Annotated in this window: 18 protein-coding genes and 1 pseudogene; 14 read left to right on the top strand and 5 right to left on the bottom strand. The window is 60.5% G+C overall.

What is annotated here, in order from left to right; genetic code table 11:
• Positions 1–42 precede the first annotated feature (42 nt).
• Positions 43–1,050, bottom strand: a complete 1,008-nt coding sequence (gene pdxA, locus U5919_RS07970; protein ID WP_336023371.1) for a 4-hydroxythreonine-4-phosphate dehydrogenase PdxA — start codon at positions 1,048–1,050, stop codon at positions 43–45.
• A gap of 151 nt (positions 1,051–1,201) precedes the next feature.
• On the opposite strand from pdxA, the gene U5919_RS07965 reads away from it, so the two are divergent.
• Both U5919_RS07965 and dgoD read left to right on the top strand, forming a co-directional pair.
• Complete coding sequence (locus U5919_RS07965) at positions 1,202–2,731, top strand: FGGY-family carbohydrate kinase (RefSeq protein WP_336023370.1); 1,530 nt, start codon at positions 1,202–1,204, stop codon at positions 2,729–2,731.
• Between the two features lie 102 nt (positions 2,732–2,833).
• Complete coding sequence (dgoD, locus tag U5919_RS07960; protein WP_336023367.1) at positions 2,834–3,985, top strand: galactonate dehydratase; 1,152 nt, start codon at positions 2,834–2,836, stop codon at positions 3,983–3,985.
• A 444-nt stretch (positions 3,986–4,429) separates the two neighbouring features.
• Here the strand turns inward: dgoD and U5919_RS07955 are convergent, their stop codons facing one another.
• Positions 4,430–5,182 (bottom strand): IclR family transcriptional regulator, encoded by a 753-nt coding sequence (locus tag U5919_RS07955; protein ID WP_336023365.1) that lies wholly within the window; start codon positions 5,180–5,182, stop codon positions 4,430–4,432.
• Between the two features lie 282 nt (positions 5,183–5,464).
• On the opposite strand from U5919_RS07955, the gene U5919_RS07950 reads away from it, so the two are divergent.
• Genes U5919_RS07950 through U5919_RS07925 form a run of 6 tightly spaced genes read left to right on the top strand, consistent with a single transcriptional unit; the run spans position 5,465 to position 12,447 of the window.
• On the top strand, positions 5,465–6,940 hold the full coding sequence (locus tag U5919_RS07950; RefSeq protein WP_336023364.1) for an ABC transporter substrate-binding protein: 1,476 nt from the start codon (positions 5,465–5,467) through the stop codon (positions 6,938–6,940).
• A 43-nt stretch (positions 6,941–6,983) separates the two neighbouring features.
• Complete coding sequence (locus U5919_RS07945; protein ID WP_336023363.1) at positions 6,984–7,919, top strand: carbohydrate ABC transporter permease; 936 nt, start codon at positions 6,984–6,986, stop codon at positions 7,917–7,919.
• Positions 7,916–8,797, top strand: coding sequence for a carbohydrate ABC transporter permease (locus U5919_RS07940; protein ID WP_336023362.1), 882 nt, complete (start codon positions 7,916–7,918; stop codon positions 8,795–8,797). The genes U5919_RS07945 and U5919_RS07940 overlap by 4 nt, the downstream gene beginning before the upstream one ends.
• Complete coding sequence (locus U5919_RS07935; protein ID WP_336023361.1) at positions 8,794–9,900, top strand: 2-hydroxyacid dehydrogenase; 1,107 nt, start codon at positions 8,794–8,796, stop codon at positions 9,898–9,900. The genes U5919_RS07940 and U5919_RS07935 overlap by 4 nt, the downstream gene beginning before the upstream one ends.
• Entirely contained in the window at positions 9,900–11,090 is a 1,191-nt protein-coding gene (locus tag U5919_RS07930) for an ABC transporter ATP-binding protein (RefSeq protein ID WP_336023359.1), read from the top strand. Before U5919_RS07935 ends, U5919_RS07930 begins: the two co-directional genes overlap by 1 nt.
• A gap of 34 nt (positions 11,091–11,124) precedes the next feature.
• Entirely contained in the window at positions 11,125–12,447 is a 1,323-nt protein-coding gene (locus U5919_RS07925) for a class II aldolase/adducin family protein (protein WP_336023357.1), read from the top strand.
• 137 nt (positions 12,448–12,584) lie between these two features.
• Here the strand turns inward: U5919_RS07925 and U5919_RS16000 are convergent.
• A pseudogene (locus tag U5919_RS16000) lies at positions 12,585–12,671 on the bottom strand (DUF8140 domain-containing protein); the annotation flags it as partial.
• A 496-nt stretch (positions 12,672–13,167) separates the two neighbouring features.
• Between U5919_RS16000 and rdfA the strand changes: the two are divergent.
• The 6 genes from rdfA (at position 13,168) to U5919_RS07895 (ending at position 18,417) form a co-directional block, all read left to right on the top strand.
• Positions 13,168–13,776: a rod-determining factor RdfA gene (gene rdfA, locus U5919_RS07920; RefSeq protein WP_336023353.1), complete on the top strand. Its 609-nt coding sequence runs from the start codon at positions 13,168–13,170 to the stop codon at positions 13,774–13,776.
• A gap of 440 nt (positions 13,777–14,216) precedes the next feature.
• Positions 14,217–14,537, top strand: a complete 321-nt coding sequence (locus U5919_RS07915) for a Rieske (2Fe-2S) protein (protein WP_336023350.1) — start codon at positions 14,217–14,219, stop codon at positions 14,535–14,537.
• 116 nt (positions 14,538–14,653) lie between these two features.
• Entirely contained in the window at positions 14,654–15,718 is a 1,065-nt protein-coding gene (locus U5919_RS07910; protein WP_336023348.1) for an amidohydrolase family protein, read from the top strand.
• 329 nt (positions 15,719–16,047) lie between these two features.
• Positions 16,048–16,812, top strand: coding sequence for a proteasome assembly chaperone family protein (locus U5919_RS07905; protein WP_336023346.1), 765 nt, complete (start codon positions 16,048–16,050; stop codon positions 16,810–16,812).
• Positions 16,813–17,309: 497 nt separating this feature from the next.
• Complete coding sequence (gene hsp14, locus U5919_RS07900) at positions 17,310–17,762, top strand: archaeal heat shock protein Hsp14 (RefSeq protein WP_336023344.1); 453 nt, start codon at positions 17,310–17,312, stop codon at positions 17,760–17,762.
• Between the two features lie 25 nt (positions 17,763–17,787).
• Positions 17,788–18,417, top strand: a complete 630-nt coding sequence (locus U5919_RS07895; protein ID WP_336023343.1) for a phosphoribosyltransferase — start codon at positions 17,788–17,790, stop codon at positions 18,415–18,417.
• Positions 18,418–18,537: 120 nt separating this feature from the next.
• On the opposite strand, the gene U5919_RS07890 is transcribed toward U5919_RS07895, so the two are convergent.
• Together U5919_RS07890 and U5919_RS07885 are read right to left on the bottom strand one after the other, a co-directional pair.
• Positions 18,538–18,702: a hypothetical protein gene (locus U5919_RS07890; protein WP_336023342.1), complete on the bottom strand. Its 165-nt coding sequence runs from the start codon at positions 18,700–18,702 to the stop codon at positions 18,538–18,540.
• Between the two features lie 226 nt (positions 18,703–18,928).
• Positions 18,929–19,537, bottom strand: coding sequence for a plastocyanin/azurin family copper-binding protein (locus tag U5919_RS07885; RefSeq protein WP_336023339.1), 609 nt, complete (start codon positions 19,535–19,537; stop codon positions 18,929–18,931).
• Positions 19,538–19,540: the final 3 nt, after the last annotated feature.

Genomic DNA, 19,540 nt, shown 5'->3' with positions numbered 1-19,540 from the left:
TTATGGACTGTGTTATAACAGTTGCGCCGCTGGAGGAGGCTCTCAGGACCGTTGTCGGATCGCATCCGCGGCGAGCGTGATTCCGGTGATCATACTTTCGGGCTCCGCGATTCCCCGACCGGCGATGTCGTAGGCGGTCCCGTGAAGCGTCGTGGCCCTAACGAACGGGAGTCCGAGGATGAGGACCGTCGCGCCGACGCCGCCGCCGTCGACGTGGCTATTGACGAAGAGCGGAATGTGCCCCTGGTCGTGGTACATCGCGACCAGACAGTCGTAGTCGTCATCGAGTGCCCGGTTGAACGCGCTGTCGGGCGGGAGCGGTCCCGACGCGTCGATTCCCTCTTCAAGGGCCGCTTCGACCGCGGGGGCGATCTCCTCGTCGTCGAGTGTTCCGATCACGCCGCCGTCGCCCGCGTGGGGGTTGATACCGACGACGCCGAGCAAGGGGTCCTTGATCCCGGCTTCGGGCAGCTTCTCGTGAGTGACCCGGATGGATTCGAGGACGTTTTCGGTGGTGACGCGCTCGATCGCCTCCGACAGTGGAACGTGAATGCTGAGGTGGGTCACGTAAATCTCGCCATCGGTCAGGAGCGCGGTGTGGCTCTCCGTGTTGGTTCGATCGACCATCATATCGGTGTGCCCGGCGTACTCGCTGCCCGCCATTCCGATCGCCCGTTTGTGAATCGGCCCGTTGCACAGTCCGTCGACCTCACCGGAGATCGCGAGGTCGATGCTTCTGTCCACGTATTCGAGACTCACCCGTCCGTTCTCAGCGCGGAGATCGCCGAACTCGAACTCGTCGACGTTGTCGAAATCGATGACGTCGACGAAGCCGTCGTCCGTTATCTCGTTGCTACCGTCGGTCCGGTGGAGACCGACGTCGATCCCGTACCGTTCTGCGAGCGTCTCAAGGTGGTCGTAATCGCCTAGGACGACGACGGTCGCGGCCTCCCGGACGCGGTCGCTCGCGACGGCTTTGAGCGTCACTTCGGGACCGATTCCGGCGGGATCGCCCATCGTCACGCCGATGACTGGCTTTCGTGTCGACACGGTCCCCTGTGCCGCGAGATGGTATTTAAAATTTGTCCAGTTCACGGGCGACAACCTCGTACCGAAACCCAATCGCTAGTTGATCTGTGAGCGTCGGTCGATCCTCGTCCGTAAGGAAAGTTTATAGTAAATACTTGCTCACTGTAGGGCTATGGAGCCAGTACTGGTGGGTGTCGACGCGGGCACTACGAACATCAAGACCGCGGCGTTTACCCTCGACGGGGAGGAGATCACCCAAGCGACGCGCAAAACACCGCTCGAAGCGCCGCGGGACGGGTGGATCGAACAGGATATGGCAGCGACTTGGGATCGGACCGCCGCGACGATCCGTGAGGTTGTCGAATCCCTCGCCGACGCCGAGGTGGTCGCCCTGGGCGTGACTGCGCAGGGCGACGGCTGCTGGCTGCTTGACGACGACGGTGATCCGGTCAGGGACGCCATCCTCTGGTCCGACGGCCGAGCAGCGGGGTATCTCAACGACTGGAAGGATGACGGCACGGCCGATCGGATCCGACAGATCACCGGCAGCGACCTGTTTGCGGGGGCCGCGCTGCCCATCCTCCAGTGGCTCGCGGACAACGAACCGGAGGCGATCACCGACGCCGACACGGTGTTGTTCTGCAAAGACTGGATCAAATACCGATGTACGGGCGAACGCGTGATGGACTACAGCGACGCGTCGCTGCCGTTCCTCGACATCGACCAGTTGGAATACTCCTCTACGGTCCCGGACCTCGTCGACGTTCCCGGATTAGCCGAGATGCTCCCCCCGCTGGCACCCGGCAGCGAAGTTATCGGAACCGTAACCGACGTTGCGGCTGACCGGACGGGACTCCCGGTTGGAACTCCCGTCGTTTCCGGGTTGATCGACGTCGCGGCGAGCGCGATCGGCTGCGGTGTGGTCGAGCCCGGGGACAGCTCCTCGGTGGTCGGGACCACGTCGCTCAACCAGACGTTTCTTTCGTCGGTTCCCGAGGAACTGACGGGCCACGGGTTCACGCTGGCGCTGTCTGAGGGCCTCTACTGCCGGGCGATGGCGTCGATGGCGGGGACCCCGAACCTCGATTGGGTGCTGTCGGAACTGACGCCAGACTGGGACTTCGCGGACGCCGAGCGCGCGGCGAAGGATGTCCCTGCGACGGCGAAAGGGCTCCTGTATCATCCGTACCTGAGCGCAGCGGGCGAGCGGAGTCCATTCAACGATCCGGACGCTCGCGGGCAGTTCGTCGGCCTGTCGCCGAACCACAGCCGAGCGGATGTGCTCCGAGCCGTCTACGAGGGAGTCGCACTCGCGATGCGGGACTGCTACGAGCACATCGAGACCGACGCCGATCGGATTAGGATGAGTGGCGGCGGCGCGCGATCGGACCTGTGGTGCCAGCTGTTTGCGGACTGCATCGACGCGGAGATTACCGTGCCGACCGGCGATGAGTTTGGCGCTCGGGGCGTCGCGCTCTTGGCCGGCGTCGGGGCCGGCGAGATTGATGATCTGGCGTCGACCGTTCGGGAGACGACGACGTACGAACAGGTGTGGAAACCGCGCGACCGGTACGTCCGGATTTACGACGAGTGGTACGGCACCTACCATAAGACATACGAACAAATGAGATCTGTATGGCATCAGCGGGCGCGAACTGTCGACCGGCTTCGGGAGGAGACGGGGCTCTCCTACGAGGCGTGACTGCAACGACGCTGTCGATGCCGGGGGCATGCGGTCGGATTTCTCGGGCTCGGAGCGGGATAACGACCAAATGTATATGACGGCTCTGGCCGTTGACGGCGTATGGAAGTCAGCAACTACGAACTGTTCGAGGTTCCGCCCCGGTGGGTCTTCCTCCGGCTCGAAACCGACACCGGACTGGTCGGCTGGGGGGAACCGATCGTAGAAGGGCACGCCCGGACCACGGTTACCGCCGTCTCTGAGATCATCGACAACTACCTCATCGGCAAGGACCCGCTGGATATCGAGCGGCACTGGCAGGCGATGTATCGCGGTCGGCACTTCCGCGGAGGACCGATCCTGATGAGCTCAATCGCGGGTATCGACCAAGCGCTGTGGGACATCAAAGGCAAACACTACGGCGCGCCTATCTACGATCTGATCGGCGGACGTACCCGCGATAGGATCGAGGTCTACCAGTGGATCGGCGGCGACACCCCCGCCGAGCTGGCGGATGCGGCGATTATGGCAGTCGAAAACGGATACAACACGCTCAAGATGGCACCGATCGGACAGTTCCGGCGGATCGATTCCCCGGCGACGGTCTCGAAGGCCTGCGAGCGTGTCGGCGCCGTGCGCGACGCTGTTGGTGACGACATCGACATCGCAGTCGACTTCCGCGGTCGAGTCACGAAAGGGATGGCCAAGTGGACAGCGGCCGAGATGGACGAGTACGACGCGATGTTCTACGAGGAACCGTTGCTGCCCGAACACTTCGACGCGCTCCCCGACGTTGCCGCCCACAGTAAGACGCCGCTGGCGTCGGGCGAACGGATGTACTCCCGGTGGGAGTTCAAACGCACGATCGACGAGGGGCTCGTGGATATCGTCCAGCCGGATCCCTCACACGCCGGGGGCATCTCGGAGACGAAAAAGATCGCCAGCGCGGCCGAGGCGGCGGACATCCAAGTCGCACTCCACTGCCCGTTGGGACCGATTGCGTTTGCGACCTGCGTCCAGCTCGATATGTCGATTCACAACGCGATCGCGCAGGCGCAGAATCTCGACATCCACGCACCGTACGAAAACGAGCATCTCGCGTACCTCGACGATCCGGACGTCTTCGGCTTCGAGAACGGGTACGTGACGGTCCCGAATGCGCCGGGACTGGGCATCGAAATCGACGGAGACGCAGTCCGAGAACGATCCCAACCCGGACTCGACTGGCAGAACCCGATCTGGTATCACCACGACGGTAGCGTCGCCGAGTGGTAGCTCAAACGGACACTTCGAGTCCACTACCCAAAATTATTCACTATTACTGAATAATTATTACTGATGTGACTCACACGCAAACAGGACTGTCCTGTCGACTGTTCCTCCCGATTACCTCCCGTGTGAATCTGCCACACGTCGTTCTCTGTCGAAACGAGTGAGATCCGGTTTCATATTTCTCCCTTCTGGGAGGGATATTCACACGTATACTAACGGACGTACATTCGTTATTTCTTCATCGGCTTCTCTCGTGTGCGCTGTACTATTCCAACTCCTGCACTTTGATCCGTAGCACTGGAGAATTTGTTCACTTATTCCGAAGAATAAGAGCCCATCCGGCCATATTATCATTAATAATCATATTGTCTATTTTGGTCCGACTCTGGGCTCTCAAAAAATTCCGAATTAGTGAATAATCAATGTCGGGGAGGCAACGAGACGACGCTACTCCTGCCGTATTCGTCGTCGAATCCGATTGGCCGAGCTGAGAACGAGCCCCGACGCGTCCTGCTGGAGCGTCTTGCCCGAGAGGTGTTCGTCGCTTCCAGTCACGCAGACAGCGCCGAGCAACGTGTCATCGGGGGCGGAAACCGCGGAGGCGATGCCTCGGACGCCGTCGCGCCACTCCTCTCTGTTCAGCGCGAGCCCCCGGCTCCGAACCTCGTTGAGGTGGCTCAACAGCTTCGACCTGTCGGTCAGCGTGCTTTCGGTGTGGTATTCCAACGGGATGTCGTCTAGGACCGCCGTGCGTTCCTCGTGGTCCATCGCTGCCAACATCGCCTTCCCGCCCGCTGAACAGTGTAGCGGGAGCCGATCGCCGATCTCGACGATCCGTTCCCTGTCACTGTGCGTGGCGGTCTCGATACAGACGGCCGCTTCGTCCTGTACCACGACAAGGTTTGCGGCGAACCCCGCACTCGCGAGTGCCCGAACCTCGTCGGCCCCCGCTTGGTAGATCCGGTATCGGTGTCGGACGGTCGTTCCCACCTCGAGGAATCTGAGACTCGCATTGTACTCCCACTCGTCCCGTTCGACGTATCCGAGGTCCACGAGCGTCTGGAGGTGGTTGTGGACGGAGCTTTTCGACAGCGAGAGGTAATCGGTGAGCTCTGTGACTGTTGCTCCCTCCAAGTCGAGCAAGGCGTCGATGACGCGCGCACTGGTGGCTGTCGCCTTGACTGGTGGGTTCTCGTTCATATGTCTGTGCCTTGTGCCCAACCCACATAATTGTTCGGAGTTGACGAACAATCGAAATGCAGTGTAAGTTCGCTCTCACACGGTCGCTACCGGCCGACTGGTCCCGATCCGAAATTCGATCCCTATTTTGGGGCAATATTTATTATGGTTGCTTACATCGGGTGGTGACGAGGCAGGAACAGGCACCGCTACGACTGCGAAGTCGATCAGCGGGGACAAGATTCCTGTTTAGGAGTCGAAAACATGGTAGACAACAATCGCAAGCGAGTCTCGCGTCGTAGAATGCTTCAGGCACTCGGCGTCTCCGCCGCGGCCGGGCTTGCCGGCTGTGGCGGCAGAGGCGGCGGGTCAACGTCGACAGATACGGACAGTAGCGAAGGCGGCGGTGACTCCGGCAGCGGTGGCGGCGATAGCGGCCTCCCGTCGCAGTCGGAAGCTGTCGAGGAGTGGGGGCAGCGAATCAATGAATACGCGCGGCAGTCGGGGATAGACTGGCAGCAGTTCGAGGGCACGTCGCTGATCTTCGGGATGAACGTACATCCGTTCACCTCAGTCACCGAACCGCTGCTTCCGTACTTCGAGGAATTGACGGGGATCTCAGTCACGTATAACACCTTCCCGGAGGACCAGCTCTGGCAGAAGCTCACACTCGACCTCAACAACGAGAGTGGTGTCTTCGACGGCTTCTTCCTCGGGCTGTGGCCTAGCGCCCGCTACCACAATGCGGGCTGGGTCAAGGACCTCAACCAGTACATCAATGATTCGAGCCTGACCGATCAGGACTGGCTCGCGACGGGAGATTGGCCGGAGTCGGCGCTGAACGCGTTCACGTATGGCGACGACGACTTGGTATCGCTACCGTTCGGCGTCGAGGCATACGGTGCAGTGGCGTACGACGTACCGTCCGTGGAGGCGGTCGGTATGGAGCCGCCGTCCAGCTATCCGGAGCTCCGTGACCTCGCACAGGCAATCCACGAATCCGACGAGATCGACCGCGCGGGGATCGCATCGCGGGCGAGTTCGACGACGCTGTCGTCGGCAAACTGGGCGACAGTGTTCAAATCGTACGACGCCGAGTGGCTCGATTACGACGCTCGTGAGGCGGCACTGAACTCGGATCGGGGGATCGCGTCGCTGGAGATCTTCGCGGAAATGATGGGCGATTACGGCCCGGCCGACATCGGAAACTTCGATTGGTACCGCTCGAACCAAGCGATGGGCAACGGGGATGTCGGAATGGCGCTGCACACCCCGTCGGCGATCGGTCCTTGGACGCAGGAACAGATCGACCGGACGGAGTGGCTCCCGCCGCTTCCCGGTCCCGACGGGACGCAACTCGCGAGTACCTGGGAGTGGGGGCTCGGAATCAGCGAGTACACCGGAAACCCCGGTGCTGCGTGGCTCTTTATGCAGTGGGCGCTCTCGCGACCGATGATGCTGCTCACGAACACCCAGCAGTGGGAGGGACAGGCCGTCTACGGTCCTGCTCGCTCCAACTGGCTGTTCGAGCAGGACGAGTACCAAGAGCTGGGTCCAAAGGAATCTTGGAACGAGGCACACAGACAGGGTATGGAGATGGTGCCCTCGGATCCGCCGCCGGTTCCGCTCCACACGCCGCAGAATATGGATATGATGACCGAGGGGGCGATCGCGATGAACAGTGCCGTGACCGACAGCAAGAGTGCCTCCGAGGCGCTCAACGACGCGGCTCCGCCGATTACGGAGTACGCGAAGGAAATCCCGGAGGAGTACCTGTAACCCCCTTCGAGGGGACGCATCCGACTAGGTTCCACTCACAACTATGCTCGGAACAAAATACGTGCGTTCGCGGTTGGGGAGAGCCGGCGCTCGAGAGCCACTGCTGAACCGGATCGACATCTCCGACCGGACGCTCAAATGGCTGTTTCTGCTCCCCTCGGTCGCAATCTTGGCCTTCCTCGCGATCTATCCGTTCATTCAGGGCATCTGGATGAGTTTCCACGAGTGGCCGCTCGCGGCTGACACGCGGACGTGGGTCGGGCTCGCCAACTACGAGGCGCTCGTGGAGTCCGATCGTTTCCTCGGATCCGCCAGAGCGACCGTCGTATTCACCGGCGTCTCGGTAACGCTCGAGCTGATCCTCGGCATCGCGTTGGCGCTGTACTTGCGGTCGCTCTCCAGCAACTGGCGGCCGATATTCAGGACGATCTTCATCCTCCCGATGGTGATGACGCCGATCGCGACCGGACTGATGTGGCGGCTGCTGCTCAACGGTCAGATCGGTGTCGTGAACTGGATGCTCATTAACTTCCTAGGGATGTCGCCGCCCTCTTGGACGTCGTCGCCGACGGTCGCGATGGCAACGGTCATTATGATAGACATCTGGCAGTGGACGCCGCTCATCGTGATGATCGTGTACGCGGGGCTGTTGTCCATCCCCGAGACGATGTACGAAGCGGCTCGCGTCGACGGGGCACCCCGGCTCGCGGTGTTCCGACACATCACGCTGCCGCAGATCAAATATATGATCGGAATCGCAGTGGTCTTCCGGCTGATGCGAAGCTTCCGTAGCTTTGACATCATCTGGCTGGTGACGAACGGCGGTCCCGGGACCGCGACGGAGATCCTGAACATCTACCTCTACCGGGTCGCGTTCGTCAACCTCCAAGGCGGCCAAGCGGCCGCGCTCGGAATCATCCTGCTCGTCGTGACGATCGCAATCACGATGGGCATCATCAGGGGGCTGGGTATGCAATGAGTATGAGAAACCTTCCGGACATCGGCTCGACAGTGACGTTCGCGACCGAGAACCCCTGGGCGGCACTCGCGACCGCGATCAAGTACGGCGCGGGCATTATTGTCGCCCTCTGGATGCTGTTTCCCATCTACTGGATGGTGACAGTAAGCATCCAGCCGCAGGAGGTCATTATGAACTGGCCGCCGCGGTTCCTGTTCTTCACGCCGGTTATCGAGAATTACGTGACGCTCTTCACCGAGCAGAACTTCGGTCGGTACCTGTTCAACAGCTTCGTGGTCGCGGCCGGGGCGGTGTCGATCAGCATCGTCATCGGCGTTCCGGCGGCGTACAGTCTCTCGCGGATGGACGTGTACGGCGGTCACCACATCGGCTTCTGGATTCTCTCGACCCGGATGATCCCGCCGCTCTCGATTATGGTGCCGCTTTTCATCTTCTTCAGCGACGTCGGGCTCAATCGAAGCTTGGTCGGACTGATGATCGTCCACTTCCTCATCACGCTCCCGATGATCATCTGGATCGTGAAGGGGTTCATCGACGAGTTGCCGCAATCGCTCGAGGAGTCGGCGATGGTTGACGGATGTAACCGCATCCAAGCGTTCCGCGAGATCGTCGTGCCGCTGGTGATGCCCGGCATCGCCGCCGCGGCGTTCATCTCGTTCATTTTCTCTTGGAACAACTTCCTCTTGGCGCTGGTGCTGACCGGCGGCGGCACGCGGACGGCACCGCTCGTCATCCAGTCGTCGATGGGGTACCTCTCCATCAACTGGGGGATGCTCGGTGCCGCCGGCACAGTCACCGTCCTACCTGTCGTTCTGATTAGCCTCGCTCTGCGGAACCACTTGGTCGAGGGACTCACAATGGGAGCAGTCAAACAATGAACGCTACGCTACGATACGACACTAAATCTATGAAGACGCTGATAACCTCGAATATGAACGACGACAGCTTGTACCGGCTCGAAAACGACATCGGACTCGACGTCGAGTACCACCCGATCGCGGAGCGTGATGGCCGATTCCCGCCGGAGGAGTTCATCGACCGACTCGACGGCGTCGAAATCCTCATCGTCGGCTTCGAGGGCGTCTCCGAGGAGGTCCTCGACGCGGTCGACGATCTACGGATCATCGCGTGTCCCCGCGGCGGTCCGGACGCGAACGTGAACATCAACGCGGCGACCGAACGCGGGATCCCGGTGCTGTACGCGCCGGGACGCAACGCGGTCAGCGTCGCAGATTTCACGCTCGGGCTCATCTTGGCGGCCGCCCGGCACATTGCACACTCCCACCACCTGCTTCACACGGGAAGTTACACCGGCGAACCACAGTCGGACTCCGCGTCCGGTGGCGAACGCGAAGACGTGACTTGGGGCATCGCCAAGGGATCGCCGTACGTCGAACTCAAAGGCCCCGAACTCGCGAACAAGACCCTCGGCATAGTCGGCCTAGGCGCAATCGGCAAGCGAGTAGCCCAGCGCGCGGCCGGGTTCGATATGGACCTTCTCGGGTTCGATCCCTACGTCGACGCCGAACAGATGGCCGAGTGGGGCGTCGAGAAGGTCGGTATCGACGATCTCTGCCGCGGGGCCGACGTGGTCACCGTTCACACGCCGGTTACCGACTCGACCCGCGGGCTGATCGGTGCCGAGGAGTTCGATCTGATGGCCGATTCGACGTACTTCATCAACACCGCGCGGGGGGCGATCATCGATCAAGATGCTCTCCTCGCTGAACTGGAAGCGGGCACGCTCCGCGGTGCGGCGCTCGACGTGTACGACGAGGAGCCGCTCCCCGACGACCACCCGTTGCTCGAACTCTCGAATGTCGTCACGACGCCGCACCTCGCCGGAGCTGCCGAGGAAGTCATCGACCGCCACTCGAAGATGGTGACGGACGATATCGAAGCACTTCTGAACGAGGGCACGCCGAAGTACATCGCAAATGACGAGGTGCTCACGGCCGAGGCCAGTGGGGATGGTGACTGATGGCGGGGGTCACGTTCGATGACGTGAAGAAAGTGTACAATGATAACAACGAGCATATCGTCGCGGTCGAGGACCTGAACCTCTCGATCGACAACGGCGACTTCCTCGTCCTCGTCGGCCCCTCCGGCTGCGGGAAGTCGACGACGCTGCGGATGGTCGCAGGTCTTGAGACGATCACCGAGGGGACCATCTCCATCGGCGACACCGTCGTCAATGGACTGGAGCCCCGGGAGCGCGACATCGCGATGGTGTTCCAGAACTACGCGTTGTACCCGCACAAGACCGTCCAAGAGAATATGGCGTTTGGGCTGAAGTACTCCAGTGATTTCTCGAAACAGGAGATCAACGAACGGGTTCGCGAGACCGCAGAGATGATGGGCATCGGCGACCAGCTCTCGGAGAAGCCGGACCAGATGTCCGGCGGACAGCGCCAGCGGGTCGCGTTAGGCCGCGCCATCGTGCGCCAACCGCAGGTGTTCCTGTTCGACGAGCCGCTATCGAATCTAGACGCGAAGCTCCGGACCAAGATGCGGACCGAGATCTCACAGCTCCAAAACGAACTCGGAATCACCTCGATCTACGTCACACACGATCAGGCGGAAGCGATGACGATGGGCGACATCGTCGCCGTGATGAACGACGGGAGGCTCCAGCAGGCGGCCCCGCCGGACGAGGTGTACAATCACCCGGCCAACGAATTCGTCGCCGGGTTCATCGGGTCGCCGTCGATGAACTTTCTCTCGGCGACCTACGAGAGCGACGCCGGAACCGCGACGCTAGTCAGCACTGACGAACAGACCGAATATCCGTTGGCGAAACGGATCGACGAACAGATCGACGCCGCCCCCGGCGACCGAATTCGGATCGGCGTGCGCCCCGAGGACCTGCAGGTCGTTCGGGACCCCGAAGGGTGGGAACAGGCGGAACTGTTCGACGCGACGATCAAGGTGGTCGAACCGATGGGCAGCGACAACTTCCTCACGCTCGACGTGAACGGGGCCGGCGAAATGTGGGACGCCCGCGTCGATTCGGCGTACGCGCCTGAGGTCGGAACGCAGGTGGCGGTCGCGTTTGACGAGAGCGTGGTCCACCTGTTTGATGAAACCGGCGACACGCTCAAATCACAGGGCGTGAGTGAGGAATCGTTCCACAGGGGAGCCGACGAATCCGTTCCGGTCGGACAACAGTAGACGAAGAGATACGCATAAACGCGAGATTCCACGAATGGCACACAACACACAACTCGACGACAAACGGCGAACAGTCAGCGAACTCGGGCGCAGGATGCTCCAGCAGGGGCTCACCAAAGGCACTGGCGGCAATATCAGCGTCCGGGAGGGTGATCAGATCGCGATCAGTCCCTCCGGGATCCCGTACGACGAGATCGACCCCGAGGATGTCCCGGTGATCGGCATCGACGGCGAGCAGGTCGCCGGCGATACCGATCCATCGAGCGAGTCCCGGATGCACGCCGGGATCATCCGCGAGCGCGACGACGTGGGCGCGGTCGTCCACACCCACTCGCCGTACGCGAGCACGTTTGCGAGCCTCGACGAACCGGTGTTGCCGTCGCACTATCTCATCGCTTTCGTCGGCGACGAGATTCCTGTCGCGCCGTACGAGACCTACGGAACCGCCGAGTTGGCGGAGGCGGCGCTGGATACGCTCGGCGACGAGTACAATGCCTGTTTGCTGCAGAGCCACGGCGTCATCGCCACCGGCGAGGACGCCGAGGCCGCATACGAGGTCGCGCTGATGGTCGAGTACGTTTCTCGCGTTCATTACCAGGCGCTGAACGCCGGCGATCCGGAGTACCTCGCGGACGAGGAAGTCGCCGACCTCATCGAGATCTTCGAGGGGTACGGCCAGAGCGGCGACACCGAGACGGCGATTGCGGAGCCGGCGACCGACCTCCAGACCGAACGGGAGGCCGTCGCAGACTTGGGCCGGGAGATGTTGGCCCAAGGACTCACCGAGGGAACCGGCGGCAACATCAGCACGCGAAACGGCGACCGCGTCGCGATCAACCCCTCCGGAATCCCCTACCAAGAGATCGATTCCGAGGACGTCCCCCTCGTTCATATCGACGGCGAGCAGATCGCTGGCGAACTGGGGGCGTCCTCCGAGAAGCCGATGCACTTGCAGATTATGCGCGAGCGTGACGACGTCGGCGCGGTCGTTCACACCCACTCGCCGTACGCGAGCACGTTCGCGAGCCTCCACGAGCCGATTCCGGCCACGCACTACCTCATCGCCTTCGCCGGCAAGGAAGTTCCGGTCACGCCGTATGCCAAACCGGGCAGCGAGGAACTCGGGGCTGCGGCCGTCGAAGCGCTGGGCGACGACCACAACGCCTGCCTCTTGGGGAACCACGGCGTCATCACCGTCGGCGAGGACGCCGAAGCCGCCTTCGAGGTCGCACTGATGGTCGAATACTGTGCACGCGTCCACTACCAAGGAAGCAACATCGGCGAACCCGTCCATCTGCCCGACGCGGAACTAGAGCACCTGTTCGACCGGTTCAGCGACTACGGACAGAGCGGGTAACCGGGCAGGGGTTGTTAGCCACTATATAAACAATATACGGGGAAATTCGAGTCGAACGTATGTGGTTCTGACTATTTATCGGAACAGATCGGGGTCGAAATGTACATACCGACTTCGAAAGATCACACTGCTGCAGTGCTAACCGTAGCCATCGGGATTTCGAGGCACAGTCCGTCTCCGAACTCCGGCATCTCTGTGAGACCAGTACAAACCCGTCCTAGATGTGATCTAGGTCGTGATTAGTTGACCGCAAACTGCCGAAAATTGACTCCAAGCATTTGCTGCCCGGTTCGACGCCCCAAAGTAAACCCTACCCGTCGTGTGTGGGAACGGTCCCGAACGCGAGCCAAAGAGTCGTCCTCGGACGGGAAAACCGTGATTTGTACGTTAACAAGTGAAGCGAAGAGCGGCACATTGGGATCAACCGGCGTACCGTTAGAAAAGTCGAAGGGAGATCACAGAGCGAATACGCTGATTCCCTCGTCGCGTTTATTATCAATTATAGAGATACAAATTTTATTTTATGTTTTTGGGAGGTATTGAAACGGCGACGGGGCACACGACAGGATCACGTATAGCTACGCGATTGTACCACACAACCGCCGTTGAGTGGGGATTTCACGGTTTTTTCCGAACTACGTTGCCGATTTCACGCCTAACGATACAGTACCCACGGCAGATCACTCGCACATTTACATAGGCTCGGAGCAACGCCCACGTATGAGTGAAACGCCCGACCCCACTCGCTCGAAAGTCGGCCGCCTCATCGACACCTACGGGATGGAGAACATCGGCCAAGAACTCGAAGACCGATGGATCGGCGAGGGCTACGAGAGCCAAAGCCTCAGATCGCTCGCTGACTGGTTCAACCGGCGGTTACTCGCCGCGAAGTTGGAACAAGCGGGTGAGAACCCGATCGATGGTGAGGTCGCGAATCTGTATCGCCTACTCACCGAAGATGACGTGACTGCGGGTATGCGCATCGACGCGGAAGCGACCCTCGAACGTAACGGGATCGACCCCGAGACGGCCCGAACCGAGTTCGTGTCTCACCAAGCGGTCTACACGTACCTCACCGAGTTCAGAGAGGCCTCGAAGGAGCGGTCGTCCGGAAACCGGGTCGAAAAGGTCCGTACGACGGTCCAACGCCTGCAGAGTCGTCTCGTCGCCGTCATCGAGAACAACCTCGAACAACTCCGTGCGACCGACCGACTCACGCTCGGCGATTTCAACGTCCTCGTCGACGTGCAGATACTCTGTGAGGACTGTGGTGCCAGCTATTCGATCACAGCGCTGCTCGACCGCGGCGGCTGCGATTGCCAAGAATAATCCGACAATGCCGAATGCGTGAGTACGTGACTTCGTGGCAGTATCATTGGGGGGCAGCGTATCATTCAGTGTGTTCGTTCGATACCAAACACGAGCAGGATAGGACCGGGACGAGAATACCGAGAGACACAGGTACCGTTATCGTCTTTACATCTCTATTTTTGTAATATCTTGTTGTCACTGACGTAGCGAAATTGTTCCGATAGTATCGTAAACAAACCCAGCGCAAAACCAGAGAGTAGCCGAGAGAATCAAAGTTTCAAAGGGATATACGGGCACTATAGCTGCTGTCAGAGGATGACAGATAAAAGAAGAGATCTGTTTCAGTGGAAGTACTATCCGATAGAATCGGAAAATATGGACCCATCGAGTGACGAAGCGTTCGAGGCGTCGATTAGCACAAAAGAAAATCTAATATATATGGATTCCAACGGGGGTGTATGACGGAGACCGCAGACGACACCGCACTCCATCAGGTTGCGACCGTAGCCGAACTAGAACCCGGGACCTCTACGGTAGTCGAAGTCGAGGGAGAACAGATCGCGCTGTTTCACGTCGATGACGAGTACTTCGCCCTGAGCAACGTTTGCCCCCACCAAGGCGGTCCACTCGGACAGGGCCGCATCGAGGACGACTGCGTGTACTGCCCTTGGCACGGGTGGCAGTTCGACGTCGAAACGGGAGAACACGTCCAAGGAGACGACGCAGTCGGAACGTACGACGTGGTCGTCGAAGGCGATCAGATTCACGTCCGCGTGTGAGTTCTGCGGGCGACACTGTGTCACGACGCGGTGGCTGAAAGCAGTAGAACTTGGAATGCCCGGTGGAAATACTCGAAACCGAGGATATTAAGTTGTGAACCCCCTTGGGAAGGGGTATGGGTCACACGGTGATTGATGGCGAATGGCACAGTGCCGAGTCCGGAGCGGACATCCGCGAGTACATCGCGGACGATGAAATGCGCGAAAACGAGAAACAGGGCTATCTCGCCGGTCCGAAAGACTGGGGTCCGATTCAGTGGGACGGCTGGGACCGCAGCGCCGGTGGTCGGACTGAAATCAACATTCACTCGCCGGATATCACCCAAGCTGAGGACGTAGATTCCATTCGTGAGCAGCTCGGAATCGATACCGTCGTCTTTTCGCCCGGGCAGTTCCGGATGACGACGATTCCCGCACAGGACAAGCAGGTAATGTATATGCGCGCGTTCAACGACCTCACCGTCGACCGGTTCGCCCGCGGGGACGGCACCTACTACGCGAAGCTCTACATATTCGGCAACCACCCCGAAGAAAGCGCCGAGGAAATCGAACGCTACGGCGACGAAGACGGCATCGTCGGCGCGATGATCACCGACGTCGGCCCCACGTTCCCGATGGGGCACGAAAGCTACGAACCGATCTACGAGGCCGCAGAGAAACACGACCTGCCGATCATTCTGCACTCGACGACGGGCATCGTCGCCGGGTTCCCGATCGCCGGAATGCAGCCGAAGAATTTCGCGGAGTTCCACACGCTCGGGCACACGATCCCGAAGATGTGGCACGCGAACAGCCTGATCCTACGCGGGATCGCCGAAAAGTACGACGTCGACTTCGGGTTCTGGGAGGGCGGCCTCTCGTGGATTCCCGCGCTGGGCGAGCGGCTAGACCGTGAGTACCTCGAACGGTCCAGCGAGTTCGCCGAGCTTTCACAACTCCCGAGCGAGTATCTCTCTGAGTTCTACTACGGCACCCAACCGCTTCCCGAGGAGGCGACCAAAATGGTCGACGTCGTCGACCTCATCGAACGCGCCGACCTCGAAGATCAAGTGATATACTGTTCGGATCGCCCGCACCAAGACTTCGACGCCCCGGCTGCAGTCGATAATGTCGAAGGTCTGAGTGATGAACAGAAGCAAAAGATATTCGAGACAAACGCTCGGGAGCTATTCGGCATATAGCGACGTCGGTGGATTCCGATACGCCCCCGACCAGTAGGAACCACTCTCCGATGCGAAACCGACAGCACTAGCTTGTGGTTCCGGATACGGCGGTCGCGTTTAGTTACGCGATAGCCGGCCGAAGAACCGCTGCTGGGTGGGATTGGAAGAGGCCGCGCTCTCATCATCTCGGAAAACTTCGGCCCTCGGTGACAGCGAGCCCTAGAAACCGAGACAGCGGGGGCTTCCGCAGTCTTCTCCGTATCGACCCTCCACTTTCACTTCAACTAAACAGTATCGCTCAGACGACGGATACACTGAATACGAAGTAATCCGATTTCGTTGATACGATGTCGAAGGAAAACAGTTCGGTCAGATTCGAGAGAATCACACAGCTCAACGCATCGAAACCGACGTTGATCGAGGGCCTTCCCGGCCACGGATTAGTGGCAGCAATCGCCGCGGACGTCATCACCAGACAGCTCGATCTCGAACACCACGGAAACGTCATCTCCGCGGATTTCCCGCCGATCACCTCGTTCAAAGACGGCCGCGTCCGAGACCTCGTTAGAGTGTATGCGGGCGAGGGTCCGGACGTAATGACCCTACGGAGTGACGTAGCACTCCCCGGCCAGTCGTTCAGAGCGTTGAGTCGGTGCATCCTCGACGACCTCGCACAGGAGTTCGAACGGGCGGTCTTTCTCGCCGGCGCGCCCGCGGAAACGGAAGCGCAAATCGGCGATGTCGTGGGCATCGCCACCACAGACGCCGTCGAGTCTCAGCTCCGAGACGCCGACATCGAACCCGCGCCGGGCCTCGGACTACTCGGAGGGATAACCGGCGCGCTCGTCTCCGAGTGCAATCAGGCCGGCGTTCCGGCCGCAGTTCTAATCGTGAAGTCGAACCCGTACCTTCCTGACCCCGCCGCCGCTCGTTCGGTAATCGAGAACGCGCTCGAACCGCTGGTGGAGTTCGACATCGACACGACGGAACTGGAAGCGCAGGCCGATCAGATTCGGACCCAGATGGAAGAGGTCGCACGCCACTACCAACAGATCGCCGCGGCGCAACAGTCGGAACTCGAAGAACCTCGGGGACCGACGATGTACCAGTAACAAGAGCGTGTGCGATCGAAGTGAATGGAAGCCCTCGCTTATTTCCATAACAAACGTACTTTTGTTACCAGTAAGAGAGCCGTATCTGAACGGTAATCGCTCCATATGGATAGTAGGAATACTATCGCGGCAGCATCGAGGAAGGAGGGGTCGGAACCGCAGTGTCTAGCACATGAAATTAGCAGTTCATCTGACGAACCGTCGACGGAGGACGATGCCGAGATGTTCGAGACGATCAGACAGATGCACGAACACGCGGTACGTCGAATGCCGGTACCGACGAGAGCGATGGACGCACCGGAATCGTGACGCTTGACGACCTCGTGGTGTTGCTTGCCAACGAACTCGACAACCTCGCCGGAGTTATCGAAAGTGAATCGCCACCGTACTGATCGCGGAGGTCCCGACAACGGGTCACAGTATCCCAAGAACGGATCGTAGTGACCCGAGAATATTTGCGGTTGGTCGCCGTAGTATTATCGGGAGAGTCCCCAACTATGAGCGCACGAAGTAACCCATTCGAAGAGTTGGAAAAATTGTTCGATCGGATGAGCAGACAGTTCGAAGATTCGGGTCGGTTCTGGGAATCGGACGGCCCGTTCGGACGGTGGTCGACGGAGTTCGAGTCGATGGCAGTCGACATCGTCGAACACGACGACGAGTTCGTCGTGACCGTCGATCTACCCGGGTTCGAGCGCGAGGACGTCGTCCTCAACGTGACGGATCACGCCCTCCGAATCGAAGCGAACCGCGATATGGAAACTGAAACAGCGGAGGAAAATTACCTCCGACAGGAGCGACGTGAGAAGTCGATGCACCGATCGATCCGCCTGCCCGACGAGGTGGAAAAAGACGAAGTCACCGCACGGATGAAAAACGGCGTCCTGACCGTGACGCTTCCGAAGATCGACGTTGAAGAAGCCCGAACCGTCGATATCGACGTGGAGTGACGGATCGAGCGAAATCGATCGAGAAATGTTCAAAGACCGCACGAACGCCGGATCGCGACTCGCCGACGCGATCGTGGACGACGGTATCACGGGCGACATCGTCCTCGCGGTGCCGCGCGGCGGCCTCCCCGTCGGACGAGTCGTCGCCGACCGCCTCGGCGTCCCCCTCGACATCGTCGTCGCGCGAAAGATCAGTGCGCCCCACAATCCCGAGCTCGCGATCGGTGCCGTCGCAAGCGACGGAACGCTCTGGTTGAACGATCCGCTGATCGACGATCTCGGCGTCGACGAGGAGTACCTCGACGAGCAGATCGAGCGGGAGCGCCAAGCCGCAGGTGCGAAGCTGAAGCGGTACCGTGACGACCGCGCGCCGCTCGAACTCGACGGCAAGCGCGTGCTCATCGTCGACGACGGGGTCGCCACGGGTGCGACAACGACCGCGTGCATTCGTCAAGTGGCCGAGGCGGGGGCCGAACGGGTAATCCTCGCTGTCCCGGTCGCACCGCGCGGGGCGATCGAACGGCTCCGATCGGAAGTAGACGAAATCGTCTGCGTGGAGGTTCCGAGTCACTTCGGCGCAGTCGGGCAGTTCTACGAGTCGTTCGAGCAGGTGAGCGACGAGCGAGCGAAGACGTACCTCCGGACCGAAGAGTGAGATCAGAGGATGAAAAATCTGAGACAGTCGCCCAGTAGCGAGAGACGATCGCCGGTTCGACCCGCTCGAGCGTTCGTTCCTCCGGAGTAGCGTTCGATACGAGTGAGCCGCGTCCGCTTCTCACTCGTCGCTTGCGAGTTCCTCCTCTGTGAGCTCTTCATCCCGTTTTTCGCGGCGCTCGGCGGCTGATTCCGCGTATTCGAGCTCCTCTTCGAGCGCTCGCTGGCGTTGGCGTTCCTCCTCGTCGTTGCCTTTCTTGTCCCGGCCGTCTTTGGTGTCTGGCATCGTAGTTCCCTCCGGCTGGTTTCACTAACACGCTGTGCGACCCTCGGCGTGCACATCCGAGTCAGTGTCATCGAGGGGCCGGATCGAAACGTACGGGGCAGGCGACACTAACACTGTCGACCGATGTTCCGAGAGTGACTCGCCATCTCTGAGAGAGAACCGATACATTACGCTGTGCGTCGTGCTCGCTGCGAAACGCCGTACGCCCGAGTCTGTGCTACCTACGCTATCCTTCCTCATCGATCGGTTCGTAGTCGCCGCCGTACTTCAAGAAGAAGTACGCCAGCGAGACGACGGCGACCAATGCACCGGTCGTCGCGATGAGGATGGTCTTCGCCACGTCGGGGACGGTCGGGACCGCAGCGCCGCCACCGTCGTCGGAGTCGCCGCCCGGCGTGACCTCGAGAGCCCCGACCATTCCCGCTGTCTCGTGAGGGATACAGAAGTACTCGTACGTGCCTTCGACCTCGAAGGTGTGCTCGTACGTATCGCCTTCGAGGATGTCACCGCTATCGGGATCGCCAGCTTGGTACGCGCTGCGAGCCGCCGACTCTTGGTCGAACCCGCCGGAGGCGAAGTACGCGGCGTCCTCGGGGATCTCGTCCTCGTAGGCCGTCACCGAGTGACCGACTTGGCCCACGTTCTCCCAGATGACGGTGTCTCCCGGCGCGAGGGTAACCTCCTCAGGGTCGAACACCAAATCGTCGGTCATCTCGATGGTGTGGCGTGCCCCCTCCTGTGCCGTTGCCGCGCCGGCTCCGAGACTCGCGGCAGTCGCAATCGCTCCCGCGCGGATGAATCCGCGACGAGACACCTCTGTCGACGACTGACTCATATC

It is taken from the genome of Halobellus sp. LT62 (assembly GCF_037031285.1).
Lineage (GTDB): Archaea > Halobacteriota > Halobacteria > Halobacteriales > Haloferacaceae > Haloquadratum > Haloquadratum salinisoli.
This window is presented reverse-complemented; position numbering and strand designations above follow the sequence as displayed.